25 protein-coding genes are annotated in these 26,682 nt (G+C 72.2%); 11 read left to right on the forward strand and 14 right to left on the reverse strand.

Annotation, left to right across the window (positions count from 1 at the left end; genetic code table 11):
- Nucleotides 1-323 precede the first annotated feature (323 nt).
- Nucleotides 324-2,669 carry a hypothetical protein gene (locus ACXJKB_RS00120; protein ID WP_457184469.1) on the forward strand — a complete coding sequence of 782 codons (2,346 nt, stop codon included), beginning with the start codon at nt 324-326 and terminating at the stop codon, nt 2,667-2,669.
- 39 nt (nt 2,670-2,708) lie between these two features.
- Here the strand turns inward: ACXJKB_RS00120 and ACXJKB_RS00125 are convergent, their stop codons facing one another.
- Nucleotides 2,709-3,209 (reverse strand): general stress protein, encoded by a 501-nt coding sequence (locus ACXJKB_RS00125; RefSeq protein ID WP_457184470.1) that lies wholly within the window; start codon nt 3,207-3,209, stop codon nt 2,709-2,711.
- A 237-nt stretch (nt 3,210-3,446) separates the two neighbouring features.
- On the opposite strand from ACXJKB_RS00125, the gene ACXJKB_RS00130 reads away from it, so the two are divergent.
- The 3 genes from ACXJKB_RS00130 (at nt 3,447) to ACXJKB_RS00140 (ending at nt 6,100) form a co-directional block, all read left to right on the forward strand.
- The gene (locus tag ACXJKB_RS00130) at nt 3,447-4,232 is read left to right on the forward strand and encodes a pentapeptide repeat-containing protein (protein WP_457184471.1); all 786 of its coding nucleotides are present in this window, start codon (nt 3,447-3,449) and stop codon (nt 4,230-4,232) included.
- Nucleotides 4,233-4,273: 41 nt separating this feature from the next.
- A complete protein-coding gene (locus tag ACXJKB_RS00135; protein WP_457184472.1) occupies nt 4,274-5,119 on the forward strand; it encodes an aldo/keto reductase in 846 nt (281 codons plus the stop codon).
- 213 nt (nt 5,120-5,332) lie between these two features.
- Nucleotides 5,333-6,100: a lysophospholipid acyltransferase family protein gene (locus ACXJKB_RS00140; RefSeq protein ID WP_457184473.1), complete on the forward strand. Its 768-nt coding sequence runs from the start codon at nt 5,333-5,335 to the stop codon at nt 6,098-6,100.
- Nucleotides 6,101-6,117: 17 nt separating this feature from the next.
- Here ACXJKB_RS00140 and ACXJKB_RS00145 read toward each other — a convergent pair whose 3' ends face one another.
- The 7 genes from ACXJKB_RS00145 to dnaK all read right to left on the reverse strand — a co-directional run bounded on the left by ACXJKB_RS00145 (nt 6,118) and on the right by dnaK (nt 12,671).
- Nucleotides 6,118-6,387 (reverse strand): hypothetical protein, encoded by a 270-nt coding sequence (locus tag ACXJKB_RS00145; RefSeq protein WP_457184474.1) that lies wholly within the window; start codon nt 6,385-6,387, stop codon nt 6,118-6,120.
- A 46-nt stretch (nt 6,388-6,433) separates the two neighbouring features.
- Nucleotides 6,434-7,744, reverse strand: coding sequence for a reverse transcriptase family protein (locus tag ACXJKB_RS00150; RefSeq protein WP_457184475.1), 1,311 nt, complete (start codon nt 7,742-7,744; stop codon nt 6,434-6,436).
- Nucleotides 7,745-7,984: 240 nt separating this feature from the next.
- Nucleotides 7,985-8,446, reverse strand: coding sequence for an SRPBCC domain-containing protein (locus ACXJKB_RS00155; protein ID WP_457184476.1), 462 nt, complete (start codon nt 8,444-8,446; stop codon nt 7,985-7,987).
- 1 nt (nt 8,447) lies between these two features.
- Nucleotides 8,448-8,861, reverse strand: a complete 414-nt coding sequence (locus tag ACXJKB_RS00160; RefSeq protein ID WP_457184477.1) for a heat shock protein transcriptional repressor HspR — start codon at nt 8,859-8,861, stop codon at nt 8,448-8,450.
- Nucleotides 8,862-8,868: 7 nt separating this feature from the next.
- Entirely contained in the window at nt 8,869-10,050 is a 1,182-nt protein-coding gene (gene dnaJ / locus ACXJKB_RS00165; RefSeq protein WP_457184478.1) for a molecular chaperone DnaJ, read from the reverse strand.
- Nucleotides 10,051-10,101: 51 nt separating this feature from the next.
- Nucleotides 10,102-10,782 (reverse strand): nucleotide exchange factor GrpE, encoded by a 681-nt coding sequence (gene grpE / locus ACXJKB_RS00170; RefSeq protein ID WP_457184479.1) that lies wholly within the window; start codon nt 10,780-10,782, stop codon nt 10,102-10,104.
- Nucleotides 10,779-12,671 (reverse strand): molecular chaperone DnaK, encoded by a 1,893-nt coding sequence (gene dnaK, locus ACXJKB_RS00175; RefSeq protein ID WP_457184480.1) that lies wholly within the window; start codon nt 12,669-12,671, stop codon nt 10,779-10,781. Before dnaK ends, grpE begins: the two co-directional genes overlap by 4 nt.
- Before the next feature lie 208 nt (nt 12,672-12,879).
- Between dnaK and ACXJKB_RS00180 the strand changes: the two genes are divergently transcribed.
- On the forward strand, nt 12,880-13,170 hold the full coding sequence (locus ACXJKB_RS00180) for a Dabb family protein (protein WP_457184481.1): 291 nt from the start codon (nt 12,880-12,882) through the stop codon (nt 13,168-13,170).
- A 45-nt stretch (nt 13,171-13,215) separates the two neighbouring features.
- Here the strand turns inward: ACXJKB_RS00180 and ACXJKB_RS00185 are convergent, their stop codons facing one another.
- Nucleotides 13,216-14,016: a GNAT family N-acetyltransferase gene (locus ACXJKB_RS00185; protein WP_457184482.1), complete on the reverse strand. Its 801-nt coding sequence runs from the start codon at nt 14,014-14,016 to the stop codon at nt 13,216-13,218.
- Between the two features lie 84 nt (nt 14,017-14,100).
- Here ACXJKB_RS00185 and ACXJKB_RS00190 point away from each other — a divergent pair, with 84 nt between their 5' ends.
- Together ACXJKB_RS00190 and ACXJKB_RS00195 are read left to right on the forward strand one after the other, a co-directional pair.
- Entirely contained in the window at nt 14,101-14,811 is a 711-nt protein-coding gene (locus ACXJKB_RS00190) for an SGNH/GDSL hydrolase family protein (protein WP_457184483.1), read from the forward strand.
- Between the two features lie 232 nt (nt 14,812-15,043).
- Nucleotides 15,044-17,059 carry a M4 family metallopeptidase gene (locus ACXJKB_RS00195; RefSeq protein ID WP_457184484.1) on the forward strand — a complete coding sequence of 672 codons (2,016 nt, stop codon included), beginning with the start codon at nt 15,044-15,046 and terminating at the stop codon, nt 17,057-17,059.
- 88 nt (nt 17,060-17,147) lie between these two features.
- Here the strand turns inward: ACXJKB_RS00195 and ACXJKB_RS00200 are convergent, their stop codons facing one another.
- Nucleotides 17,148-19,091: a M3 family metallopeptidase gene (locus ACXJKB_RS00200; RefSeq protein WP_457184485.1), complete on the reverse strand. Its 1,944-nt coding sequence runs from the start codon at nt 19,089-19,091 to the stop codon at nt 17,148-17,150.
- Between the two features lie 108 nt (nt 19,092-19,199).
- Here ACXJKB_RS00200 and ACXJKB_RS00205 point away from each other — a divergent pair, with 108 nt between their 5' ends.
- On the forward strand, nt 19,200-20,414 hold the full coding sequence (locus ACXJKB_RS00205) for an MFS transporter (RefSeq protein WP_457184486.1): 1,215 nt from the start codon (nt 19,200-19,202) through the stop codon (nt 20,412-20,414).
- Here the strand turns inward: ACXJKB_RS00205 and ACXJKB_RS00210 are convergent.
- Nucleotides 20,401-20,928 (reverse strand): hypothetical protein, encoded by a 528-nt coding sequence (locus ACXJKB_RS00210; RefSeq protein WP_457184487.1) that lies wholly within the window; start codon nt 20,926-20,928, stop codon nt 20,401-20,403. The genes ACXJKB_RS00205 and ACXJKB_RS00210 overlap by 14 nt on opposite strands.
- 125 nt (nt 20,929-21,053) lie before the next feature.
- On the opposite strand from ACXJKB_RS00210, the gene ACXJKB_RS00215 reads away from it, so the two are divergent.
- The 3 genes from ACXJKB_RS00215 to ACXJKB_RS00225 all read left to right on the forward strand — a co-directional run bounded on the left by ACXJKB_RS00215 (nt 21,054) and on the right by ACXJKB_RS00225 (nt 23,358).
- Complete coding sequence (locus ACXJKB_RS00215; protein WP_457184488.1) at nt 21,054-21,842, forward strand: hypothetical protein; 789 nt, start codon at nt 21,054-21,056, stop codon at nt 21,840-21,842.
- Nucleotides 21,843-22,048: 206 nt separating this feature from the next.
- Nucleotides 22,049-22,348 carry a hypothetical protein gene (locus ACXJKB_RS00220; RefSeq protein WP_457184489.1) on the forward strand — a complete coding sequence of 100 codons (300 nt, stop codon included), beginning with the start codon at nt 22,049-22,051 and terminating at the stop codon, nt 22,346-22,348.
- Nucleotides 22,345-23,358, forward strand: a complete 1,014-nt coding sequence (locus ACXJKB_RS00225) for a hypothetical protein (RefSeq protein WP_457184490.1) — start codon at nt 22,345-22,347, stop codon at nt 23,356-23,358. The genes ACXJKB_RS00220 and ACXJKB_RS00225 overlap by 4 nt, the downstream gene beginning before the upstream one ends.
- Nucleotides 23,359-23,370: 12 nt before the next feature.
- Here the strand turns inward: ACXJKB_RS00225 and ACXJKB_RS00230 are convergent, their stop codons facing one another.
- From ACXJKB_RS00230 to ACXJKB_RS00240, 3 genes are read right to left on the reverse strand one after another with little or no spacing between them, the layout of a single operon-like run.
- Nucleotides 23,371-24,666 (reverse strand): MFS transporter, encoded by a 1,296-nt coding sequence (locus ACXJKB_RS00230; RefSeq protein WP_457184491.1) that lies wholly within the window; start codon nt 24,664-24,666, stop codon nt 23,371-23,373.
- A 46-nt stretch (nt 24,667-24,712) separates the two neighbouring features.
- Complete coding sequence (locus ACXJKB_RS00235; protein WP_457184492.1) at nt 24,713-25,615, reverse strand: sucrase ferredoxin; 903 nt, start codon at nt 25,613-25,615, stop codon at nt 24,713-24,715.
- Nucleotides 25,612-26,628, reverse strand: coding sequence for a JmjC domain-containing protein (locus ACXJKB_RS00240; protein ID WP_457184493.1), 1,017 nt, complete (start codon nt 26,626-26,628; stop codon nt 25,612-25,614). The genes ACXJKB_RS00235 and ACXJKB_RS00240 overlap by 4 nt, the downstream gene beginning before the upstream one ends.
- Nucleotides 26,629-26,682 lie beyond the last annotated feature (54 nt).

Raw genomic sequence — 26,682 nt, forward strand, 5'->3', positions numbered from 1 at the left:
GGTCGGCGATGACGGTGAGCCCGGGGGCGTTGCTGTCGTCGACCACGGGTGTCACCCGCGGCCGGCCTCGGCGATCTGCGCGCTCCGGATCATGTCCATGTCCGGACCCTGGTTTCGGATCGCCCGGACCGACGAGCGTCTGGCCCAGGCTGCCTTCGTCACGCAGTCCCCACGACTCACACCCGCACCGGGCCCGACCGGGGAGGAGATTCACCCCTCAAACAGGGGATGCTCGCCGCGAGCGATCGTGCCTAGCGTGAGTCGGGCGTCCACGCGCATCCCGACAGGCCCTGCACCCCCCGGCACACCTCATGGAGATGACGATGTCGCGAGTCCCCCTCCGAGCCGTAGCCGTCCTCGGCTGGACGGCCGTCGTCGCACCCATGCTCGTGGGCGTGCCACTGGCCCAGGCGGCCGGTGTCGACGTCACGGTCGACGGCGGTCAGACCTTCCAGACCATCGAGGCGCTGGGCGCCGACATCAATCCGAGGTCCTGGGACGACGGGAACCTCAAGCCGGCCCTCGACCTGCTCATCGACGACGAGGGCATGAAGACCTTCCGGGTCGGGATGGACATGATGGACTGGGAGTCGCGCAACGACGACTCCGACCCGCGGACCTTCGACTGGGGCTACTACGACCCGATCTACTCGGGCCGGGTCGGCTTCGACACCGACCAAGCCGGCTCCAGCTTCGCCGACACGTGGGACGTCATCGACTACCTGCACCAGAAGGGTGTCCCCGACAGCGGGATCGTGCTGAGCTTCATGGGCCCCGGTCCCTCCTGGATGGGCGGCAGCCACCTGAGCTCGGGCATGGAGGATGAGTTCGTGGAGGGCGTGCTGTCCGCCGCCTACTACGGGTACAGCCACGGGCACACGTTCGGCTTGTTCAGCCCGAACAACGAGATGGACATCTCCTTCAACGAGGGCGTCACGATGAGCGCCGACCGGTACGCCGACGTCTTGGACCGCCTCGCCGGCCGTATGGACGAGCTGGGCATGGACGGCGTGAAGCTCCTTGGCCCCGAGACGTGCTGCCACGTGGAGTACGCCGACCCGATGAAGGACCGTCCTCGGCTCATGTCCCAGCTCGGCGCCTTCGACTTCCACAACTACGGCGGTGGGGACAACGGCGCGGCCGAGGCTGTGGCGGGCACGGGCAAGAGCTTCTGGATCAGCGAGTACGGCCAGTGGGACCAGACGTTCTCCTACCTCGACCAGGGCGCAGCCGGGCTGATGATGTGGGAGGCCTACGACAGCGTCTACAACCATGCCGTCCTCAACGACCTCGGCACGGCACCGGGCAACGACTCCCTCACCTTCGGGATCACACCGCTCCTCGCCTACGACGAGGACACCCGCACCTACTCACCGCGCGACGAGTTCTACTACTTCGGGCAGCTCATGAAGTGGGTGTCCGTCGGCGCCGAGCGCATCGGGGCGGAGTCCGCCGACAGCGACGTGCAGGTCGAGGCCTTCCACGACCCCGCGACGCACCGACTCACGCTGGTCGGGCAGAACACCTCCGAGAGCACCCAGACACTCTCCATCGCCCTGAAGAACCTCGACGCCCCGCCCAGCCTCGACTACTACCAGACCAACCCCGAGAGCCACATGGAACGCGGGCCTGCGGTGGTCGTACGTGCTGACACCGCCACCGTCGCCGTGCCTGCCGGCACGACTTTCACCCTCACCGGCACCAGCCTCGGCACCGACACTCCGGACCCCACGACGCCGGACCCGACCACACCGGACCCGACCACACCGGACCCCACGACGCCGGACCCCACGACGCCGGACCCGACCACACCGGCTCCCACGACGCCGGACCCGACGACACCGACTCCCACGACGCCGGACCCGACCACACCGGCGGCCGTGACGGCTCCCACTGACCTCAGCGCCTCCTACGACGCCGACGCTGGCGGCGTCGACCTGCGCTGGAGCGCGCCGGTCGGGGACGACGGCTCTCTGCACTACGTCGTGCACCGCTCGACGGTCTCCGGCTTCACCCCCGACGACGGCACCGAGGTCGGCCGAGGGAGCGCCACCTCGTTCAGGGAGGTCGACCTTCCCGCGGGCACCTACTACTACGTGGTGACCGCCGTCGATGCGGCTGGCACCACCAGTCCGCCGTCCGCCGAGACCTCGGCCACCGTCCCGGTCCCGCCGGACCGCGGGGTCGAGCAGCTGCTGGGCCTCGACGAGGTGCAGGACTACGCCGACAACGACGCCGCGGGCGAAGCCGAGGCCTTCCTGTTCGACGCCACGGCGACCGGTCGGGCCGGCAGCGTCGCCCTCTACGTCGACTCCGGCTCGCTCGCCACCACCGTCCACGTCGGTCTCTACTCCGACGACGACGGCGAACCCGGCACGCTGCTCGCATCAGGCTCGCTCGGCGTTCCCCGTCCTGACGCGTGGAACACCGTTCCGCTCGACTCCTCCCCCGTCGTCACCGCGGGCACGCCGTACTGGATCGCCGTCCTCGGGACCGGCGGCCGCATCGACTACCGCGACCGGGCCTCCGGCCGGTGCTCGCAGTCCCATATCGACACCGATCTCACCGACCTGCCGCTCAGGTGGACGCCCGGCCGTTCGTGGCCGACCTGCGGTCTGTCGGCGCGCCTCCTCGCAGCCGGGAGCGGCGTCGGCGCATCCGGCGAGTGATCCGTCGGACGCCCGACGTAGCCGCGCGTGTGTGAAGGCTCAGGCGAACGGGTTGGGCAGCGCCCCGGGCAGCCCGGCGAGCAGCTCGCGTGCCCGGGCGGCGTGCTTGTTCTCGACGAGCACCTCGTACTTCGTCGCCACCACCTGTGTGACCGACGAGAAGTCGCGCTGGCCGCGGGTAAAGGCGTAGCCGAGGAGGGCCCAGACCAGGCCGAAGGTCGCCCCCATGAGGGCGGTGCCGAGCAGCACCTGCCAGAGCCCCTCCTCGGTGAAGAGCGCGAAGATCAGGCCCACGAAGATGCCCAGCCAGAGTCCCGAGAGGATCCCGCCGACGGCCACCTTCGACCACGTCAGCCGACCGGTGACGCGCTCGATGCGCTTGAGGTCGGTGCCGACGATCATCAGCTGGTCGACGGGGAAGTCGGCGTCTGCGAGGAAGTCGACGCTCTTCTGCGCCTTCGCGTAGTCGTCGTATACCGCCAGCGACTGGGGGAACTGCAGCTTGAGCGGGAAGGCGGGAGTCAGGCCCGGTGTCGACATGCGACTCACGATACGACCGGCCTGTACCCAGTCCCGGTGAATCTTTACCCTCCATCTGTTTCATTCCGCGAACAAGCGGGCACAGTGGTGCTATGAGCAAGCTGATCTTCGACAACAGGGCGGTCGGCGCGCTCTTCGCGTTCCTGCTCGTGGTCAACGCGTTCGCCATCCAGAACGGCTGGTACGGCGCCTGAGGACCCTCGCGGGTCCTCACCACACGCATGACACGATCCCCGGGTGTCCACGCCCGGCTTGAGCTCTGACTGCGCGCGCTGCTTCGGCCTCTGCTGCGTGCTGCTCCCCTTCTCCGCCTCGGCGGGCTTCGGCGTCGACAAGCCCGGCGGGCGCCCGTGCCTGAACCTGCTCAGCGACGACAGCTGCCGCATCCACGCGACCCTGCGCGAGGACGGGTGGCCCGGGTGCACGGTCTTCGAGTGCTTCGGCGCCGGCCAACAGGTCTCCCAGGTCACCTACGGCGGCACGTCGTGGCGCGAGCAGGACAACCTCGCCGAGATGGCCGCCGTGCTGTCGGTGATGCGCCAGCTCCACGAGATGCTCGTCCACCTCGTCGAGGTCGCCCGGCGCTCACCCGACCCCGATGCCGACGTCGTACGCGCCGAGGTCGAGCAGCTCACCGGCGCTGACCCCGAGACCCTCCTCCTTGCCGACGTCGACGACCTGCACGAGCGGGTGGGCCGCCTGCTGTCGGAGGCCAGCGCTCGCGTACGACGACCGTGGCCCGCCGCGCAGGACCGCACGCGCGCCGACCTCGCCGGCCGCCGGCTGACCGGCGACCACCGCGGCTGGTCGTTCCGCGGCGCGCTGCTCATCGCCGCCGACCTCCGCGGTGCCGACCTGCGCGAGGTGGACCTCCTCGGCGCCGACCTGCGCGACACCGACCTACGCGGCTGCGACCTCTCCACCGCCCTGTTCCTCACCCAGCCCCAGGTCAACGGCGCCATCGGCGACCCGGCGACCACCCTTCCGGAGGGTTTGTCGCGGCCCGCACGCTGGGAGTCCTGACCGGGCGGAATACCTCGCGGGAGGGTCGTGCTGTGCCTCGTATGACCGTTCCCAGCATCCAGCTCCATGACGGCACGTCCATCCCGCAGCTCGGCTTCGGCGTGTTCCAGATCGACCCCGCCGACACCGCGGAGGCGGTGACGCAGGCCCTCGAGGTCGGCTACCGCCACATCGACACCGCGGAGATGTACGGCAACGAGAAGGAGGTGGGCGAGGCGCTGCGGTCGTCACCGATCGCGCGGGACGAGGTCTACGTGACTTCCAAGCTCAACAACGGCTTCCACCGCCCCGACGACGCGGAGCGCGCGTTCGAGAAGACGTTGAGCGACCTCGGCCTCGACCGCATCGACCTGTTCCTCATCCACTGGCCGCTGCCGACCCGCTACGACGGCGACTTCGTCTCGACCTGGCGCACCATGGCGTCGTTCGTCGAGGACGGCCGCGCGGCGTCGGTGGGGGTCTCCAACTTCCAGCCGGCCCACCTTCAGCGGCTCGTGGACGAGACCGGCGTCGTCCCGGTGATCAACCAGGTCGAGGTCCACCCCTACTTCACGAACGACGACGTCCGCGCGGCCGATGCGAAGCACGGCGTCGCGACCGAGGCGTGGTCACCGATCGCGCAGGGCCAGGTGCTCGACGACTCGGTCATCGCCGAGATCGCCGAGGCGAAGGGCAGGTCGACCGCGCAGGTCACCCTCCGCTGGCACGTCGAGCGCGGCGACATCGTCTTCCCCAAGTCGGTGAACCCCGGGCGGATGAAGGAGAACTTCGAGATCTTCGACTTCTCCCTCACCGACGACGAGGTCGCGCGCATCGCGGGCCTCGACCGCGGCGAGGACGGCCGCACCGGCCCCAACCCCGACACGTTCGACTACATCCCCGGCTGACGCCCGCCCGCTGGCACGTCGAGAGGCCCGACCCCGTCCCGGGGTCGGGCCTCCGTCATGCGCACCATGCAGGCAGTTCGCGCCGCCGACCAACGCGCTGAGCGTGGCCGCAGGCCGCTCTGCGGCGAACTGCCTTCGTGGTGTCTGCCGGATCGGCGACCTGAGTCCTCATACGCACGCGCGACCCCGCCCGGCTGGCCCAGACTCACCCGCATGGAACCCAGCACCTGGCAGCGCCCCGGCCTCCGCGCCGCCCTCCTGTACGCCGTCGCCGCCAGTCTCCTCGGCAGCATCGTCTCCGCGGTCAGCCGCCTCGAGCTCACCCGCCGTGCCGTCCCCGACGCCGAGCTCCCCGACGGGCCGGTGATCGTGGTCGCCAACCACACGAGCTTCGCCGACGGCATCCTGCTGGCGCTCGTCGGCCGCCGCCTCGGCCGCTCGCTGCGGCTGATGGCCACCGGCGGCGTCTTCCGGTCGGGTCTGGTCGGCCCGGTCGTGCGTCGGCTCGGGTTCATCCCCGTCCTCCGCGGCACCGACTCAGCCGCCGGCTCGCTCGACGCCGCAGCAACCGCCCTCGAGGCCGGCGAGGCCGTCGGCCTCTTCCCCGAGGGCCGCATCACCCGCGACCAGCAGCACTGGCCCGAGCGGTCCAGGACCGGCGCCGTCCGGCTCGCGCTCCGCACCGGCGCGCCGGTCGTCCCCGTCGCGCTGGTCGGCGCGCACCAGGTCGTGGGCACGAGCGGCATCGTCGCCCGGCTGCTGCGCAACACCGTCCTGCGCCCACGGGTGCGGGTCGCGGTCGGGGAGTCGATCGACGTACGACGCCTCGCGGGCGTCAGTGGTGACCAGCCGGTCGACGACGCGACCGTGCGCCGGGTCGCCGACGAGGTGATGACCGTGCTGGTGTCGCAGGTCGCCGAGCTGCGCGGGGAGCCCGCGCCCCACCCGACCGGCGTGCCGGCGGAGGCGCTCAGCGCCTGACCCTCGCCAGGCAGGCGTCAGGAGTAGCGGTGGCTCTTCGCTGCGTGGCCGCGCTCGCGGGTGCAGGTGCGGCCGCTCATGTTGCGGTGGCCGCACAGCTCCTCGGTCGCCGACTGCTCGGACTCGACCTCCGGCTGCGCTGCCGAGGTGGCTGCCTTCTTCGCAGCCGGGGCCGGCGGGGCGACGGGCGCCGCAGCCTTCGGGCGCGCGGGCGCGGAGGTCGCGCGCTTCTGCGCCTCCGCATACTTCGCCTCGCGCATGGCACGCAGGTTGTCCATCTTGCTCATCGTCCACTCACGGGATGAACCTACGCGCTCGCACCGACAGCGACGCTCATCGGCTCCAGTCGATCGCGTCGTGGACGTCCTGCAGCCGGCGTCCGCGCACCGGGTCGTGCTGCGCGACCCACGCGATCCGGCCGCGCAGGTGCTCCTCGAAGGCGGGTACGTCGTCGTGGTTCTGCGTGCTCGGTCCGTGGCGGTGGCAGTTGTGCAGGATCGCCCGCAGCAGGTCGACCTGGTGGCGGGCCACCTTCGGCCGTTCGTTGACCACCAGCCCGCCGAGGGTCTGCCGACCGACCCGCGGCATCACCCCGGTCTTGCGGGCGTTGAGCCGGAAGCCCTCGTCCGCGACGATCGCCTCGACCGCGTCGATGAGGCGCGACGTGCCCGTGCCCCATCCGCGCTCGCCCGAGAACGCCAGGTCGTCGGCGTACCTCGTGTAGCGCCCGCCCCACGACCGGGCCAGCGCGGTGAGGCGCACGTCGAGCCGGAAGGCTGCCAGGTTGGCCATCGCCGGCGACGTCGGCGCACCCTGCGGCAGGTGTGGCGCGGCGAGACGGCGACCGAGCCGCCAGTGGGCGTCGAGCATGCCGTCGTCCGCGGGGGTCGTCACCGCGCGCCAGGTCGAGAGCGGCAGGACGCTGGTCACCAGGCCGGCCAGGCAGTGCGCGACCGGCTCCGGGTAGCCGGCGGTGCGCCAGATGCCGTAGACGCGGGAGACGGTCACGCTGGCGAAGAACGCCTCGAGGTCGAGCCGCAGCACGACGCTCCGGTCGGCGTGGGGCGCTGCGTAGGACCGCACCGAGCCTCCGGGCCGGAAGCCCCTGGCCGCGTCGTGCGGCGGGATGAGGGCGGCGACCTCGTGGAGCAGGCGGCGCTGCACGGCCTTGAGCCGCGGCTTGGGTGCCTCGAGGACGCGGATGGCGCCGCTGGGCGCCACGCGGTGGGAGACGCGGTAGTGCTGGAGGGGGACGTCGGAGGCGCTGCGCGCCAGGTGTCTCGGGTCGGCGAACCAGTCGAGGTCGGAGGCGCTGAGACGCAGGAACGACGCCACGTCCGCGAGGTCGTCGAGCACCGGCAGCCGCCACCGGTTGGCGATCATCTGCGTGGCGACGACCGGTTGCACCAGGGGGACCGCGCGCAGCGCCTTGGCCGCCGCCGGACGCGAGGCGAGGTTGGCGGCGAGCTCGCGGGGACGGTCGACCGGTGCGCGCGGGTAGAGCGCGAGCGTCTGGCGCACGAGCGGCGGCAGCCACCGCGCTCGGCGACCCAGCACCGTCGCGCCGCTCGCGACCATGCCCGGCTGGGTCCACTCGCCGGCGAGGAAGGCGGCCGCCAGGGCGCGCGCCAGGTCGGCCCTCATCCGGCCGCCGACCCGTTGGCCGGAAGGGTGTGCGGCAGCGCAGCCCGACCTGTCCCGTCGTGCGCGCGATGACCTGCAGCGGAGCGCAGCGAGTCGCGCGCGGTGCCGTGCCCGAACGATCCGGTGGTCCCCGGGGTAGCCCCGGAGAAGCCGACCGGTGACGCGCACCGGTCCGCCGTCTCGAGATTGCGCTGCCGCACCCCGCGCACAGTAGCCGCAGGCCACGACAAGCGGGGCCGGCTACGCCTCGAGCCAGGCGGCGAGGTTGGCCAGCGACGCGTCGAGACCCTGCTGGTGCGCCTCCACGTCGATGGCGGGAGGTACATCGGTCGCGTCGATGGCGACGCGGGTGCCCGTGTCGCGGGCGGTGAAGGTCCACGTCATCGTCATCCGGCCGGCGGTGTCCGGGTCGTCGGAGTCGAACTCGACGCCCCAGACCACGCGCTCGGGCTCGACGAGCTCGTCGATCGCGACGCGGGAGACGTCGCTGTGCTCGGTCGTCTTGCCGCCACCCTCGGGTGCCTCGTCGTAGCGGAGCGTCATCGTGAAGCCACCTCCGACCCGCAGGTCGGCGTCGGCGATCTCGCCGGTCATCCCGTCCGGAGGGAGCCAGGCCGCCAGCGCGTCGGCGTCGACGAAGGCGGCGTACACCTCCTCCGGAGGCGCACTGACGTCGGTGACGGCCCGGTCGATGCGCGGCACGTCAGGACCCGCGGCGCCACACGACGAGGGACTGCCCGACGGCCTGGTGCAGCACCGGCAGCTTGTTGGTGGGCGGCACCGCCGCCCGCGCGGCGAGCCCGCTCCGCAGCGCCTGGAGCTCGGCGAGGAGCTCCTCGTTGCGGGCGCGGAGCGCGTCGACCTGCAGCTCGAGGTCCATGATGCGGCGGACCCCCTCGATGCCGATGCCGGCACGGGTGAGGTCGGCGATCTCGCGCAGGCGCTCGATGTCGCGGTGGGAGTAGCGGCGACCGCCGCCGCCGGTGCGGCCCGGCTGGATCAGCCCCATCCGCTCGTAGGCGCGCAGGGTCTGCGGGTGCAGGCCCGTCAGCTCCGCGGCGACGGAGATGACGTAGACCGCAGCGTCGGGCGACGGGGGCTGGAAGACGGTGTTCACGGGGTGCTCATGCCTCGAACAGGCCCGCGCGGAGCGGCTTGCCGGCGGTCGCCGCGCGGTAGGCCTCGAGGGCCTCGCGTGCGGTCGGGTCGAGGTTGGCCGGGACCTGCACCTCGACTGTGGCGAGCAGGTCGCCCTTGCTGCCGTCGCGCTTGGTGGCGCCCTTGCCGCGGACCCGGAAGGTGCGGCCGTTGGGCGTGCCCGGGGGCAGCTTGAGGGTCACCGGCGCACCGCCGAGCGTCGGGATCTTCACCTCGCCACCGAGCGCCGCCTCGTCGAAGGAGACGGGGACGTCGATGGTGAGGTTGTCGTCCTTGCGGCCGAAGACGCGGTGGGGCGTGACCTTGACCTTGACGAACAGGTCGCCCGGCGGGCCGCCGTTGTCGCCGGGCGCGCCCTTGCCCTTGAGCCGGATCCTCGCGCCGTCCTTGACGCCGGCCGGGATGCGGGCCTGGATGGTGCGCGCCGAGGTGCCGCGACCGCTGCCGTGGCAGGTGGGGCAGGCCTCGTCGTACACCAGCTGGCGCCCGCCACAGGCGGGGCAGGTCTCGTTGATGGAGAACGCCCCGCCCGTGCCGGACACGACGAAACCTGCGCCCTCGCACTCCGGGCAGATGTGCGGCCGGGTGCCGGGCTTGCCACCCGTGCCCTGGCAGGTGGGACAGGCGGTGTCGGAGGTCAGGCGCAGCGACACCGTCACGCCGTCGAGCGCGTCGGTGAAGCCGATGGTCGCCGTGCTCTCGACGTCGGCGCCCCGGCGCGGCCGGGCCTGCTGCTGCGTACGCCCGCGCTGGGCGCCGCCGAACAGGTCGCCGAACATGTCGCCGAGCCCGCCGCCCGCACCGGCGCGGTCGCGGAGCAGGTCGTCGAGGTTGAACCCGCCGCCGCCGCCGAAGCCGCCGCCGCCCCCGCCCATGCCGGGTCCGAAGCCGCCGTGCGCCTGCAGCGAGCGGAACTCGTCGTACTTGGCGCGCTTGGCCTCGTCGCCGACGACGTCGTAGGCCTCGGCGACGGCCTTGAACGTCTCGTGCTTGGCGTCGTCGCCGGGGTTGGAGTCGGGGTGGTTGGCCCGGGCCAGCTTGCGGTAGGCCTTCTTGATGTCGGCCGCGCTGGCGTCCTTGGCGACGCCGAGGACCTGGTAGAAGTCCTTGGTCGCCCAGTCATTGCGGAAACCTTCGTTGTCAGCCATGGATCAACCTCCCTCCGTCGTCGACAGGGTCATCGGGTGCGTGGTGCCGCCTCAGGCGTCGGCCGGGTCGACCACGAGCACCTGGGCGGCGCGGACGACACGGTCGCCCATCCGGTAGCCGCCCTTGGCGACGTGCTTGACCGTCGTGACCTGCACCTCGGCGTCGGCGCCGAGGTGGCTCAGCGCCTCGTGGAAGGTCGGGTCGAACGCGTCGCCCGGCTCGCCGAAGCGGACCAGGCCGGCGCTCGCCACGACCCGCTCGAGCTGGTCGGCGACCGCCTTGAAGCCGCCCTCGAGCTCGCCGTGCTCCTTGGCCCGGTCGATGGTGTCGAGGACCTCGATCACCGGCGTCAGCGCCTTGTAGGCGGCCGACTCGGCCACCATCTGCCGGTCGCGGTCGACCCGCTTGCGGTAGTTGGCGTACTCCGCCTGGAGCCGCTGCAGGTCGTTGGTCAGGTCGGCGAGCGAACCCTTCATGGCGGCGAGCTGGTCCTCCTCGGTGTCGACGTAGGAGTCGCCACCGGCGTCCAGGTCGGGGCGCTCCTCGGCGGTGCCGGGGTCGTCACCGGCGACGGCGTCGCCGGCCACCTGCTCCTCGACCTCGGTCTGGGCGGGCGCCTCACCGGCGGCGTCACCGAAGCCGCCCTCCGGAGAGGGAGCCGCAGTGGGCTCCCCCTCCGGGAGGTCGGTCGCCTCGGGGCCCGGGGTGGGCTCGACGGGGCGATCGGTCACTTGGACTCACCCTCGGCGGACGCGCTGCCGTCGGTCGAGCCGTCCGTCGAGCCGTCCGTCGGCTCGTCGACGATCTCGGCGTCGACGACGTCGTCGTCCGACTCGCCGGTCGCCCCGGTGGCACCACCCGCGGCGGCCTGGTCGGCCTCCGCAGCGGCGTACATCGCGGCACCCATCTTCTGGCTGGACTCGCCCAGCTTGGTGATGCCGGCGGTGATGTCCTCGGAGGACGCGTCCTCCTTGGCCAGGGTCTCCTTCAGGGCGTCGACGTCCGTGCGGACCTCGGTCTTCACGTCCTCGGGGAGCTTGTCGTCGTTGTCGGCGAGGAACTTCTCGGTCGTGTAGACGAGCTGGTCGCCCTGGTTGCGGGCCTCGACCGACTCGCGACGCTTGGCGTCCTCCTCGGCGTACTGCTCGGCCTCCTTGACCATGCGGTCGATCTCGTCCTTGCCGAGCGCCGAGCCACCGGAGATGGTCATCGACTGCTCACGGCCGGACGCCTGGTCCTTGGCCGAGACGTGCACGATGCCGTTGGCGTCGATGTCGAAGGTGACCTCGATCTTCGGCACGCCGCGCGGGGCCGGCGGGAGGCCGGTGAGCTCGAAGTTGCCGAGGGGCTGGTTCTGCGACCACATCTGGCGCTCACCCTGCGCGACCTTGATCTCCACCGACGGCTGGTTGTCGTCGGCGGTGGTGAAGATCTCCGACCGCTTGGTGGGGATGGTGGTGTTGCGCTCGATGAGCGTGGTCATCACGCCGCCCTTGGTCTCGATGCCGAGGGAGAGCGGGGTGACGTCGAGGAGCAGCACGTCCTTGACCTCGCCCTTGAGGACACCGGCCTGGAGCGCGGCGCCCACGGCGACGACCTCGTCGGGGTTGACGCCCTTGTTGGGCTGCTTGCCGCCGAGGAGCTCGGTGACGACCTCGGTGACGGCCGGCATGCGGGTCGAGCCACCGACGAGGACCACGTGGTCGATCTTGTCGATCGCGACGCCGCCGTCCTTGAGGACGTTCTGGAACGGCGCCTTGGTGCGCTCGAGCAGGTCGGCGGTGAGCTTCTGGAACTCGCTGCGCGTCAGCTTCTCCTCGAAGTGCAGCGGGCCGGACTCGCCGTGCGTGATGTAGGGCAGGTGCACCGTGGTCTCGCTGGAGGACGAGAGCTCGATCTTCGCCTTCTCCGCGGCCTCCTGCAGGCGCTGCTTGGCGATCTTGTCGGCCGCCAGGTCGACGCCGTTGGAGTCCTTGAACTTCTTGACCATCCACTCGACGACGCGGTTGTCCCAGTCGTCGCCACCGAGGTGGTTGTCGCCGGAGGTCGCCTTGACCTCGACGACGCCCTCGCCGATCTCGAGCAGGGACACGTCGAACGTGCCGCCACCGAGGTCGAAGACGAGGATGGTCTGGTCGTCACCCTTGTCGAGGCCGTAGGCCAGCGCGGCCGCGGTGGGCTCGTTGACGATGCGACTGACGTTGAGGCCCGCGATCTCGCCGGCCTCCTTGGTCGCCTGGCGCTGGGCGTCGGAGAAGTAGGCGGGGACGGTGATGACCGCGTCGGTCACCGTCTCGCCGAGGTAGGCCTCGGCGTCGCGCTTGAGCTTCTGCAGCACGAACGCGCTGATCTGCTGGGGGGTGAAGGTCTTGTCGTCGATGTCGACCTTCCAGTCCTCGCCCATGTGGCGCTTGACGGACCGGATGGTGCGGTCGACGTTGGTGACCGCCTGTCGCTTGGCGACCTCTCCGACGAGGACCTCGCCGGACTTGGTGAAGGCGACGACGGACGGAGTCGTCCGCGCGCCCTCGGCGTTCGCGATGACGGTGGGCTCGCCACCCTCAAGAACGGCGACGACGGAGTTGGTCGTGCCGAGGTCGATGCCGACCGCTCGAGCCATGGTGTGTTCCTCCTGCTTGGTCTTGCGTGTGGATGACGTGAGTCTCGGTGCCATCCTGCCGCGCGTCGGCGGAGGAGGCAAAACAGTTGAGTCGGTCTGACTCAAGTCTGTTCATGGGGTACAACGCAGGTCGGGGCCGGATGTTCCCCGATCCGGACAGAAATCTGGTGTGACCTGGCTCCCCCCTCGTCTTGGCTAGCCTTGGCGCATGATCCGCCACACCGTCGCGTTCCGGCTCCACCACGCCCCCGGCTCCACCGAGGAGGCCGACTTCCTCGCCGCCGCCCGGGCGCTGGCCGACATCCCGGGAGTCACGGCGTTCGAGCAGCTGCGCCAGACCAGCCCGAAGAACGACTTCGCCTTCGGCTTCTCGATGGAGTTCGCCGACCAGGCGGCGTATGACGGCTACAACGAGCACCCCGTGCACACCGCCTTCGTCGCGGACCGCTGGGTGCCGGAGGTCGCGGACTTCCTCGAGATCGACTACGCGCCGCTCTGACGCGCGTACGCGGTCGACCCGGCGCGAGGATGCGCCGACTCGAGGTCAGCGCGTCCAGACGTACGGCGTCGTGGTGGTCACGGCCTGCAGCCCGGAGCGCTCGAGGATCGGGCGGGACATGTCGGTGCAGTCGGAGTTGATGAACCGGATGCCGCGGGCCGTCGCCGACCGGGCGCGCGCGGCGACGAGCGCGCGGTAGATCCCGCGGCCGCGGTAGTCGGGCAGCGTCGAGCCGCCCCAGATGCCCGCGAACTCGGTGCCGGGGACCGGGGTCAACCGGCCGCCGCTGACGACGCGGCCGCCGACCTCGGCGACCCAGAACTCCGAGTCGCCGGACTCGAGCTCGGCCAGCGATGACTCCACCGACGGCCCACGACCCGTGCCGAAGACCGACTCCTGCGCGTCGAGCATCCGGGTGAGGTCGTCGACGACCGACGGGCCCGGCTCGAGACGTCGTACGACGACGGGCCCTTCGGGCGTCTCGGCGAGGGGCACGTCGACGTCGAGCAGCGACGCCTCGCCGATCATCACCGTCTCCCGCGGCTCAGCGACGAACCCGTGGGCGACGAGCCGCTCGCCGAGGTCGGCGGGCCGGTCGTGCCCGCGCGACTTCCACTCGAACGCCGCGACGTCGGTGTCGTCGCGGTAGTGGGCCACCGTCCGCTCGATGAGCGCGTCCAGCGCCTCACCCTCGAGGCCGCCGAGGTCGCGGTAGGACACGAACCCGCCGTGGTCGAAGACGCCCCACAGGAGCGGCCCCTCGCGCACGACCTCCTGGGCCCGGGCCATCTCGGCGTCGGTGCGGAGCTGCTCGTCGTAGGCCGCCAGGAGGGCGTCGGTCGTCATGGGCGGCAGCCTAGGTCCCGAAGTCAGGGGAATCTCAGGGGTTTTCGCCTGCGCGGAACGGCCTCCAGGCCGCACACTTCTCTCGTGCTCCATCGGGGGAACCTGCGCCGGGTCGTCGGCGCCTCGACCATCGCGCTGCTGATCGCTGCCCTGATGGCGTTCTACGTCGCCGACATCGCCGACGCCGGACCCACCCGGTGCCAGCAGCACCGCCTCGACGCCCGCGAGCGCGCGGCGGTCGTGACGGGTCGTGGCGAGCGGGTCCTGGTGATCGGTGACTCGTGGTCGGTCGGCCTCGGGCAGGACGACCTGACCCGGTCGTGGGCCGGCCGGCTCCCGGGCGAGGTCCACGTCCGCGGCTTCTCCGGGTCGGGCTTCAGCGCCGGGGCCAGCGGCTGCGGTCGCGTCTCCTTCCACGACCGCGCGCCGACCGCGCTCGGCGTGCAGCCCCGCCTCGTGGTGGTCGAGGGTGGCCTGAACGACTACGACCAGCCCGACCGCGCCATCAACCGCGGCTTCCGCGAGCTGATGGCCGACCTGGTCGGCCACCGCGTGGTGATCGTCGGTCCCGCGACGGCCCCGCTCCGGGCCGGTGCCGTGCCCCGGGTCGACGACCGGCTCCAGGTGCTCGCCGACCTGTACGGCGTCCCCTACGTGCGCACGAGCGACCTCGACCTGGACTACCTCGACGACCGGCTCCACCTCACCGAGGACGGGCACCGGGAGTTCGGCGACGCCGTCGCGGACCGCCTCACGGCTGTGACACCCGCACGGCCCGCCCTGCTCGGCCGCTGACCCGACCGACCTCCGCGCCGACCCGCTGATCGGCGACCCAGTCGCACCCCTTCCCGGCTATCGGACACTTTTGTCCGGTCATCGGCCGAACGGTGCATCTTCTCGCGTTGCACGAACACGCAGATCCGCGCTCATTGACGACCCGTCCGGCGATTGCGAGTTTGTGCAGTGGTCCGCAACACCCCAATCCACCCTCGCGTCGACCGACGCGAACTCATGATTGGAAACCCCAGTGAAATCACTCCGTCCGGCCGTCCTGGCCGGTGTCGCAGCGTCAGCCGTCGCTGCGTCGTTCCTGGTTCCGACCGTCACCTCGGCCGGCGCCGCACCCTCGGCGGGCGATCCCCGCCTCGAGGCCCAGCAGGCGGCCAGCGCCTGGGTCAAGGGCCATTCGACCGCGCTGGAGCGCGCCGCCGCCGACTCGTTCGTCCGCGCCGGCACGTTCGAGGGCGACAACGGCGTCTACTCGATGGCCTACGAGCGGACCCACGAGGGCCTGCGCGTGGTCGGTGGCGACTTCGTCGTCCTCGCCGACGCCGACGGCCGGGTCCTCGGGTCGTCGGTCGCCCAGGAGGCACCGGTCGACATCGCCTCCACCACCGCCCAGGTGCCCGCGGCCCGCGCGGCCGCCGTCGCCAAGGGCCAGGTCGACGAGGTCAGCGACGCCTCGGGCCCGGAGCTCGTGATCTGGCACCGCGACACCGGCACCCGGCTGGCGTACGAGGTCGAGGTCCGCGGCACCGACGCCGGCGAGGTGTCGTGGCAGAAGGTCTGGGTCGACGCCAAGGACGGGAGCGTCCTCGAGGCGCGCGAGCAGATCGCCCACGGCTCCGGCACGGCCGCCTACTCCGGCCCCAACCCGCTGCCCATCGCGACCAGCGGTTCGGGCAGCAGCTACACGATGACCGACCCGACGGCGACGACGCTGCGCTGCCAGGACGCCGCGACCAACACGACGTTCTCCGGCACCGACGACCTGTGGGGCAACGGCAACGCGACCAACCGCGAGACCGGCTGCGTCGACGCGCTCTACGCCGCGCAGCAGATGAAGGCGATGATGTCGTCGTGGCTCGGCCGCAGCGGCATGAACGGCTCGGGCGGCTGGGTCCCGATCCGCGTCGGCCTCAACGACATCAACGCCTACTACGACGGCACGCAGGTCCAGGTCGGCAAGAACCAGGCCGGCGCCTGGATCTCCTCGATGGACGTGGTGGCCCACGAGTTCGGCCACGGCGTCGACGACAAGACCCCCGGCGGCATCTCCGGCGGCGGCACGCAGGAGTTCATCGGTGACGCCCTCGCGGCGGCCACGGAGTACTACGACGGCCAGGTGGCGCCGTACGACGCCCCCGACCACACCGTCGGCGAGGAAGTGAACCTCGTCGGCCAGGGACCGATCCGCGACGGCTCCAACCCCGCCAACGTGGGTGACCCCTCGTGCTACTCGAGCTCGATCCCGACCGCCGAGGTCCACGCGGCCGCCGGCCCCGGCGACCACTGGTTCTACCTGCTCTCGCGCGGCGGCGTCTCGAAGTGCAACGGCCAGTCCGTGACCGGCCTCGGCGAGCAGGCGGCCATCAAGGTCCTCTACAACGCGATGCTGATGAAGACGAGCTCGTCGAACTACCTGAAGTACCGCACCTGGACGCTCACCGCGGCCAAGAACCTGGACAGCACCTGCGCCCAGTTCAACGCCGTCAAGGCCGCCTGGAACGCCGTCAACGTGCCGGCCCAGACCGCCGACCCGACCTGCGGCGGCACCACCACGCCCCCGACCGACCCGCCCACCGGCGGCAACATCCTGGGGAACCCCGGCTTCGAGTCCGGCGCGACGACCTGGACCGGCACCGCCGGCCCGATCACCAACAACACCGGTCGCGCGGCCCGCACGGGCTCGTGGAAGCTCTGGCTCGGCGGCAACGGCTCCTCGAGCACCGAGACGGTCAACCAGACGGTGACCGTCCCGTCCAACGCGACCGCGGCCACGCTGTCGTACTGGATCCGCACCGACACCGCCGAGAGCGGCTCGACGGCGTACGACACGATGCGCGTGCAGGTCGTGGACGGGAGCACCGCCACCACGCTGCGCAGCTTCAGCAACGTGGGCACCAACGCGACGTACACGCAGTACTCGCACAACCTCACCGCCTACAAGGGCAAGACGGTCACCATCCGCTTCACGATGACGGAGGACTCGTCGCTGCAGACCAGCTTCGTGGTCGACGACACCGCGCTGAACGTCTCCTGACCTCAGCCACTCCGTGACGGGGCGGGGCAGCACTGCTGCCCCGCCCCGTTGCTCGGTCCTGCTCCGGACTGCTCCGGACTGCTCCGGACTACTCCGCCAGCCAGGCAGCCCAGCTGTCGAAGGAGTAGGGCCGGCCCAGGAAGTCGGCGACCAGGTCGGCGGCGTCCCCGCGGCCACCCATCGCGAGCACCTTGTCGCGGTAGGCGAGGGCGACGTCGGCCGCGAAGAGGTCGTCGGGGTCGAACGCCGAGAAGAGGTCCTTGGCGATGACGAGCGACCACATGTAGGTGTAGTAGCCCGACGAGTAGCCGTCGAGGTGGCCGAAGGCGCAGTGCATGTGGGCGCCGTCCAGCGGCGGGAACACCGAGTAGCGGCGCTGCAGCTCGTCGCCGTAGGCCGTGAGGTCGTCGTGCTCGCCGGCGTGGAACCAGTAGGACCTCGCCGCGTACGACATCTGCTGCACGGCGTAGAGGCCCTTGCCGAACTGCTCGGCCCGGCGCATCGCGGCGACCAGGTCGGCCGGGATGGTCTCGCCCGCCTCGTTGCGCGCGAAGGTCGCCAGCACGTCGGCGTCCCAGGCCCACTCCTCCAGCATCTGACTGGGCGCCTCGACGAAGTCCCACTCGGTGGCGACGCCGGAGAAGCGGGCCCACTGGCCCTGGCCGGCGAGGACGTGGTGGACGAGGTGGCCGAACTCGTGGAAGAGCGTCACGACCTCGTCGTGCTCCATCAGGCCCCGGTTGAAGTTGCACACCAGCACGCCCTCGGGGAGCTGCTCGCCGGCGATGCCCTTGACCAGGTCGAACTGGGCCGCGTGCTTGAACTTGCCCTCGCGCGGGTGCAGGTCGAGGTGGATCCGCCCGATGCGGGTGCCGTCGAGGTCGACGTCGTAGCTGGCGACCTCGTCGTGCCAGGTGCCGGCGTCCTCACGCGCGACGGGCGTCCATCCGAGGCCGAAGAGCCGGCCGGTGACGTCGAGGAGGCCCTGGCGGACCTGCTCGAACGGGAAGTAGGTGCGCACGACCTGGCCGTCGACGTCGTACTGCTCCCTCCGGACGAGCTCGGAGTAGAAGCGCGAGTCGTAGGTGGCCACGGCGTCCGCGGACGGGTCGTCGGCGCGCTTGCGCTCGAGGAGGACGCCGACCTCGTCGCCGGCCCGCTCCTTGGCCGCCTCGCCGACCCGGTCGATGAAGTCGGCGACGGCCTGGCCGTTGCCGATCATCTTGACCTCGGTGTCGTAGTCGGGCCACGAGTCGTAGCCGAGCAGCTGCGCGGTCTCACGACGCACCGCCAGCAGGTCCTGGAGCACCTGGTCGTTGGCGGGCCAGGCGACGTTGTTCTGCGCCAGGGCCAGCTCGTGGCGGGCCTCGGCGTCGGAGCCGAAGGTGATGAACGGGACCAGGTCGGGGTAGTCGGTGGTGATGGTGACGAGGCCGTCCTCCCCAGGCGCGTGGGCGGCGCGGTAGTCCTCGGGGAGGCCGACCAGCCGCTCGGGCGCGATCCGGATCGACCGGACGTCGTCGCGGATGTTGCGACCGAAGTCCTGCGACAGCTTGACGCTCTGCTCGCTGAGCGCGCGGAGCCGGTCGCGGGTGGCGTCGTCACGATCGACGCCGGCGCGGCGGAAGTCGCGCAGCGTGTGCTCGAGCACCCGGCGGCCGTCGGCGTCGAGGATGGAGAGGTCGGACGACGTCGCGAGCCGGTCGAAGACGGCGTACAGGTCGCGGTCCAGGCCGAGCTCGGTGACGTACTTCTGCACCTGCTGGCTGAGGTCGTCGGCGAGGTCGCGGACGGCCGCGTCGGGGTGGACCTCGGCCCACAGCGCGACGGCCTCGGCGTTGGCGATCGCCGTCTCGGCCTTGTTCCACGCGACCAGGACGACGGGGGCGTCCGAGGAGCCGGCCTTCACCAGCCCGACCTGCTGCTGCGCCTCCTCGAGCTGGTCGCGGCAGCGCTGCGCCACCCACGCGAGCCAGTCACCCTCCCCGGGGAGGTCGACGGGAACGGGCTGGGTATCGGTCGGTTCGGCCACGTCTGGAGCCTACGGGCGCCCGGCGTGGCAGGCAGCACCACGAGGCCGGCAGGTTCGTACGACGGTCCGGCCGGGCGGCTCGCCGGACGACGCTGCGAGGATGTGCCGGTGACCTCGGGGACCACGCAGGACTTCCGCTTCCGCGACATCCTCCTCGTCGCGTACGGGCCCTCGGTCGTCTCCGCCATCGGCCACGGCGCGATGCTGCCGGTGCTCGCCCTGCGGGCCCGCGACCTCGGGGCCGACGTCAGCGTCGCGGCCGCGATCGTCGCCCTCCTCGGGGTCGGGCAGCTCCTCGCGAGCCTGCCGGCAGGCGCGCTGGTCGCGCGGATCGGCGAGCGGCGGGCGCTGGTGGGCGCGGGCCTCGTCGACGCCTGCGCGATGGCCTTCGCGGCGCTGACCGACTCCGTCCTGGGACTGGCGATCGGGGTCCTGCTCAGCGGCGTGTGCTGGACGTTGTTCCTCATCGCCCGGCAGGGCTTCATGATCGACGTCGTGCCGGAGAGCCACCGGGCGCGGGCGATGTCGCTGCTGGGCGGGTCCTACCGCGCCGGGGTGCTCATCGGTCCGCTCATCGGGGCCGGGCTGATCGCGGTCTCCGACCTGACGAGCGTCTTCTGGCTGGGTGCCGCGATGTCCGTCCTCGCCTCCCTGCTCGCGGCCTCGATGCCCGACCTCGGCGAGGAGAAGCGCGCCGCCGCCCGGGCGACCGGCCACCTGGGCGTGTGGACCGTGATCGCCGCGCACCGCCGGCTGCTGGCCACGCTGGGCACCGCGGTGGTGATCCTCGGGGCGAGCCGCTCGCTGCGGCTCAGCCTCCTGCCGCTGTGGGCCGACCACGTCGGGCTGTCGGCATCGACGACGTCACTCATCTTCGCCGGCGCCGCCGCCCTCGACGTGGCGTTCATGTGGCCGGGCGGCTGGCTGATGGACACCCGCGGCCGGATGGTCGTCGCCGTGCCGGTGGTGCTGTCGATGGCCGTCGCGTGCCTCCTGCTGCCGCTCGCGACCGACGCGGTGTCGGTGGCCCTGGTGATGGCGCTCATCGCGTGCGGCAACGGCCTCGGGTCGGGCATCGTGATGACCCTGGGCGCGGATGCCGCACCCGCCGACGGCAGGTCGCAGTTCCTCGGCGCGTGGCGGCTGTGCGGCGACATTGGCAACACGGGCGGGCCGCTGCTGGTCAGCGCCGTGGCCGCCGTCGCACCGCTGGCGGTGGCGTGCATGACCGTCGGTGTGCTCGGACTGGTCGGGGCCGGCTGGGTCGGCTACTGGACCAGGCGCGTGGACCTGGCCCGGGCGGCGGCCCTCAGCCGACGGTGATCGTCACCTCGTTGGACACGACGTCCGAGTCGGTGTCGACCACGCGGAACTGGTTGGGACCGGTGCGGCTCGTCTGGACGTACGTCGCGAAGGTGCCGCCGCTGACCGACATGGTCACCGGAAAGTCGGACCACGCGCCGTTCTCCATCCGCTGCACCTGCAGGATGGCGCCCTCGCCGGCCTGGTAGGTCCCGGTCAGGTCGATCTGCTGCATCGGGCTCACCGACTGCTGCGTCGCCGTCAGCGAGATGCCCTCCGCCGGCGCCTCCGATGAGGTCTCGGCGCCCGGGCTGGGCTCCGTCTCCTCGGGCGTGGTCTCGGTGCTGGTCTCCGTGGGCTTGGGCAGCCGGAACGTCGCCGAGGACGTCGGGTCGCTGGTGGCCTCGGTGTTGTCGCCGATGCCGGCGGCCTTGACCCCGACGAGGACAGCCAGCCCGCCAAGCAGGCCGATGACCACGGCGACGCCGACCAGGGCCACGAGGCCGGTCAGCACGGGGCGGTTCTCGGTGTCCATGACGGTGGGCGGGTGCCTTTCATGCGGGAGCGGGGACGACGCCATTGTCCGGGACGAGCGGTTGCGGGTCCAAGTCGCCCGCCCGTCGAGCGAGCCTGCCACCGCGCGTCGGACAGGATGGGGCCATGCAGTCACCGTTGCGACACGGCAAGGCAGCCATCGGCACCACCATCGCCACTGGCGCGCTCGCCGCGCTCTCCCAGGCCCCGGACCGGGCCTCCCGTCTCCTCCGGCACCGCTACCCGACGGTGGCGGTGACCGGCATGACCGGCGTCGGCAAGACCCGTCTGGTCGACCGGCTCTCCCGGCGTGCGAGCGCGGAGTCGGCCGGCGGGGCGGACGTCGGCTCGGCCGTGATGGAGCGTCGTACCCGTCGCAACGCACGGCTGCGCGGCTACCGCTTCCGGGTCGTGCCGGGCGAGAACGCCGCCACCCGGCTCGGGGCGCTCGACGAGGTCTTCCACGACGAGCCCGTCGACGGCGTGCTGCACGTCGTGGCGTGGGGCCACGCGACCCCGCGCCGCACGGGCGGCACCACCGGCGCGGCCCTCGCCACCCGCGAGGAGCTGCTGGCCGCCGAGCTGGAGGACTGGGCGATCACGGCGCACCGGATCGCGAGCATGGCCGTCCGCCGCGACCGACCCACCTGGCTGGTCGTCGCGGTCACGAAGGCCGACCTCTTCGCCGACGACGTCGACGCCGCCGTGCACTACTACTCCCCCGGCAGCGGCACGCCCTTCGGCGACAAGCTCGACGAGCTGCGCGCGCTCGCCGGCGGCGCCAAGCTGTCGATCGACGTGCTGCCGGTGTGCGCCCGGGGTGGCGACAAGCGCTCCGCGATGCCGGAGAAGGCCTGCACCGACCTCCTCGGGCGCCTCGAGCTGCGGCTGGCGCAGCTCAGCGGCCACGTCTGACCCGTCGGGTCAGACCGTCGATCGGACCGAACGACCTCGACCGCCCGAGGTCCGCGCTCAGCGGCCGGGAGGGCGTACGGCTTTGGTCCGCTCGACGGCGTGGTTGGCCAGCGCCTCCGCGAGGTGCGGTCCAGACCGGGTGACCGCCTAGTTCACAGTTCCACGACTTCTGGTTTCGACGCCGTTCATCGGGGCAGAAGAAGGCCATGAGGCCGATCGCGATCAACCAGCGGGCGCTGCGCGGCGCCAAGGAGGAGCTCGACTCCGCCCGCGAGGACCTGCGGTCCGCGCTCGGTGACATCGACCACCCCGCCGACGACTTCCCCTGGCGCGACCTCATGGTCGAGGGGGTCCGCAGCCTGGTCGACGACGCCGAGCAGGTGGCGAAGAAGTGCCGCACCCTCGCCGGCGCGGTCGACGACTCGATCATCGACTTCGACGAGCTCGACTCCATGGTCGGACAGGCCGCCACGTTCGCCGCCGAGCTCGACCAGGTGAAGCCATGACCCGGGTCGTCGTCGACCGGATCGAGACCCAGCAGGACAAGCTCCAGTTCGGCGACCCGATCGGTTGCCACTACCACTGGCTCGAGCCCGACAAGGTCGACTCCTACGGCGACTCCGTGCGCCGGCTCGCCGCCAAGGTCGAGCTCGCCGTCGACGCCTTCGAGCGCACCTCGACGCTGTCGGAGGACGTCTTCGCCGGCGAGGCCGCCGACACGCTCCGCGACCGCGCCGGCCGCCGCCACGAGGAGTCGGCGACCGTCCGCGACAACCTCCGCGGCCTCGGCCGCGCGATCAACGCCTACTCCGACGTGCTGCGCCGGCACCGCCAGGGCCTCGAGCAGCTGCGTGACTTCGCGGTCAGCAAGGGCCTCGAGGTGCGCGGCAACCGCATCTGGCCGCCGGTCGAGACCTTGCCCGGCGACGCCACCGAGAAGCAGGCCGACGCGTGGGAGAGCGACTGGAAGGCCTACCAGGCGTGCTTCGAGGCCAAGATCGAGCTGCGTGACGCCCGCCGGGTCGCCACCCGCGAGCTCGTCAAGGCGCTGGCCGAGCACGCCGGTGTCCACCCCGACAAGGACCGCGCCAAGCTCGTCCCCGCCGGGGCCGGCCAGGTGAGCTTCGGTGAGCTCCGCCGCGAGGCGGCCGAGGAGGCCCTCGAGGCCGTGCAGGCCGGGGACGCCGCAGAGGCGGCCCGCAACACCGTGGACGCGCTCCGGCGCCGGGAGCAGACCGCGCTCGGCAGGCTCGAGGAGCTGGTGGTCGCCGAGGCCCCGCCCGAGGAGATCCAGGCCCAGGCCGCCAAGGTCCAGGCGCTGCACCGCGAGCTCATCGAGTCCAGGGTCGAGATGCGCGACGCCGAGGCCGTGGCCCAGCGCGAGCAGGCGCAGGCCAACCGCGCTGCCCGTGACCTCCAGGACGCGGAGGCCGGACGCCCCCGCCTCGTCGTCGAGCGGGCCGAGTGGCAGCCGGCGCCCGACCGGCCGACCGACCTCCGCGACCGCCTGGGCTGAGCCGGCGCTCCCCTAGTCGGACGACTCGGCTCCCGCAGCACGCCGCTCACGCTCGGCCAGGGCGTACGGGTCGGTACGCGAGTCGTAGGACCAGAAGTCGCGCAACGCCACCGCCGTGAGCAGCACCCCGCCGACGCACGCGGCGCCACCGCTGACCATCGCCCCACGCACCGACCACGCGTCCGCCACGAAGCCGGCGCGGGTCTCGCCGACCATCGGCCCGACCGAGTACGACAGCATCTCGATGCCGGCGAGGCGGCCGCGCATCGTGTCCGGGATGGTCTGGTTCCAGACCGTCGACCGGAAGACCGCCGACACCATGTCCGCCGCGCCCGCGAGCGCGAGGAAGAGGCACGCCAGCCAGAACGACGGCATCAGTCCGGCGAGCGCGATGCAGGCGCCGTAGAGGCTGGCGGCGATCACGATCGCGCGGCCGTGGTGGTGCACCCGGCCGACCCAACCGCTGAGAGCGGTCGCGACGAGGGCGCCCACGGTCTCGGCCGAGTAGAGCAGGCCGAGCAGCTCGGGGCGAGCGAACACCTCGTGCGCCAGGGCGGGGAACAGCACGACCGGGATGGCCAGCATCATCGCCGCGATGTCGACGAGGTAGGTGCCGAGCAGGTCGCGGCGACGCAGCGCGTAGGTCAGGCCCTCGTGGATGCCGCGGAGGCTGGGCGGGGTGGTCTCGCCGTCGTGCGGGTATGGCCGCATGGCAGCGAACAGCAGCGTGGCGATCGAGTAGCCGACCATGCCGACGAGGAAGCACCAGCCGACGCCGACGTACGCCACCAGCAGGCCGCCGACGAGAGGGCCGAGGAGGACGCCGAACTGCATGGCGAAGCTGCTCAGCGCGTTGGCCGCGGCGATCTGGTCGTGCCGAACGGTGCGCGGCTCCAGCGCCTCGCGCGACGGGCGCTGCATCGAGCTGACGGCGGCATAGAGGGCGGCGATGACGAAGATCAGCCACACCCTCGGATGGGCGGAGAAGGCGTTCGCGGCGAAGGCGCCCATCAGCACGACCTGGGCGACCCCGGTGCCGACGAGGAGCCGGCGTCGGTCGACGTGGTCGGCCAGCGCGCCGCCGTACAGCCCGAACACGACGAGCGGCCCGAGCTCGACGAGACCGACGAGACCGACGAGGAAGTTGGAGCCGGTGAGGTCGTAGATCGCGAACGGGACCGCGACGTAGGCGACCATGCTGCCGAGGTAGAACACGGTGCCGGCGGTGAACAGCAGGCGGAAGTCGCGCGACTCGCGCAGCGGCGTCACGTCCATCCGCATCGCTCGGAGCCGGTCGGTCCAGGTCACGAGCGGTCAGTCTCCCTCTCGCGGGGTCCAGGTGCACGCGACTTTCTTAGGGCACGGTGCGGACCTCGACCACCTCGTGGCCCGGGATCGTGTTCGCCCGGCGGGCGGCACAGGTGAGCTGGTGTGCCTCTGCCCCGGCCACCCGGCGTACGACGACGTCGACCTCCCCGCGCCCGGCCACCGCGAACCTGGCGGTGGTGAGCTCGTGGTCGACCCGGACGGCGCCGGGGCGTACGTCGTCGAGCCCGACCAGCACGTGCTCGCGGCGCAGCGCGATGTCGGCGACCTGAACGGCCATCGGCAGGTCCGAGCGGCCTCGCAGGTGCTCCAGGAGCACCTCGCCCCTGGCCGTGGCGGCCGCGACCTCGCGGGCCGACTCCGGGTCGAGCCCGCCGTAGTAGAGGCCGCGCGGCAGCACGACGAGGTTGCCGGCGAACCGGTCGCCGCCGACGTGGGAGGCCTCCCAGACGGTGGCGGCGTGCGGGCCGGACGCCAGCTCGAGGGCGACCGGCCGGCCCAGCTCGGCGCAGCAGGCGTCGTGGCGTCCGTGGGTGCAGACGGCGAGGACCGGGGCGTCCTCCGGCTCGAGACCGAGCGACCGGCCGGCGCCGAGCGCGGCCAGGTCGAGGTCACGCACGTCGTCGATCCGGTCGAGGTCGGCGGCCTCCGACCACGAGGCCGCGCCCGCGGCGCGCGCGGCGACCACCCTCGTCGATCCGTCGCCGGCGCGCCTGCCGGGCCGCCGGACGAGCAGCACCCGCACCCGGTGCCGGCGCGACTGCTCCTGCAGGTGGTCGCCGAGGCCGTCGGGAAGCCGGGCGTCGCGCAGGGCGTCGGTGCCCCACGGCCCGGGGTGCTCGACGAGCAGGTAGCTGCGCACCGTCGAGGCCGTGCCGGCGAGCTCGTCGCCGCGGGCCCTGCTGGCCGTCGCGCACCGGAAGGCGGTCACCGGACGACCTCGAGCAGGCCCTCCCGCACCAGCCGCCTGCTGAGCACGAGCGCGCTCCCGTCGTCGAGCGGGAGGTCGTGCGGCGTCAGATCGGCGTGGGCGGCGACGTGCTCGAGGGCGGGCCGGACCCGCGACGGCACCCGGAGGACGCGGTCGCCGATCAGCACCCGGACCGCGTCGCCGTCGTCGACGAGGACGCACGGGTGCCCGCGCCGGCGGCGCAGGCGGGTGTGGGCGTCGATCCCGGTCGCGAGCGCGTCGCGGTCGAGCAGGGCGCCGGCCAGGCGGGGCGGGCGGCCGCTGACGAAGCCCTCGACCTGGCCCGCGGCGAGCGCGGCGGGGTCGAGGCGGCGTACGGCGTCGGCGACGCCAGCGAGGTGGTCGGCGAGGCCCTCGGACAGGCGGGCGGGGTCGTCGAGGTAGCCGGCGGGCAGGTGGTCGTCGGGCACCTCCGTGAGCAGGCGTCCGACCTCCCGCGTCACGAGGCTGCGCCACGTCAACTGGTTGATGCCGATCGTGAGGTGCAGCGAGACCGACTCCTGCGCCCGCGCGGCATGGGGCGTGCCGGTCGGGAGGTAGGCCACGACCCCCGGCTCGAGCAGCAGGTCGCCCGGGCCGCCCTCACCGTGCACCTCCCACATCTTGGTGCCGTGGGTCTGCATCACGAACACGTCGTGGGAGTCGGAGTGGACCGCGAAGCCCTGCGCCCCCGGCGGGGTGAGGTACGCGTTGGCCTGGCAGGGGTGGCCGAGCTCGAGCTCCAGCTCCGCGACCAGGTCGCCGACGGGCGACCAGTAGCGCTGCAGGCCTTGCAGCACGATGGTGGCACCCTCGTCGTGCAGGCGCATCAGCTTCACCGGATCGACCAGCCCGGTGAGCGGCTTGCCGGCAAGGCTGCCGCCTCGGGTGAACGACGACTCGGTCAGCACGGAGCCGTTGCGGGCGACCCGGACCGCGGGGGCGCGGATCGCGGTCTCGGTGAGCAGGTGGTCGACGTCGGCGAGCGAGAGCACCTCGGCGCCGTACGACGGATCGGTGCGGTGGACGTGGACCGAGGACGCCCAGAC

It is taken from the genome of Nocardioides sp. P5_E3 (assembly GCF_054049275.1).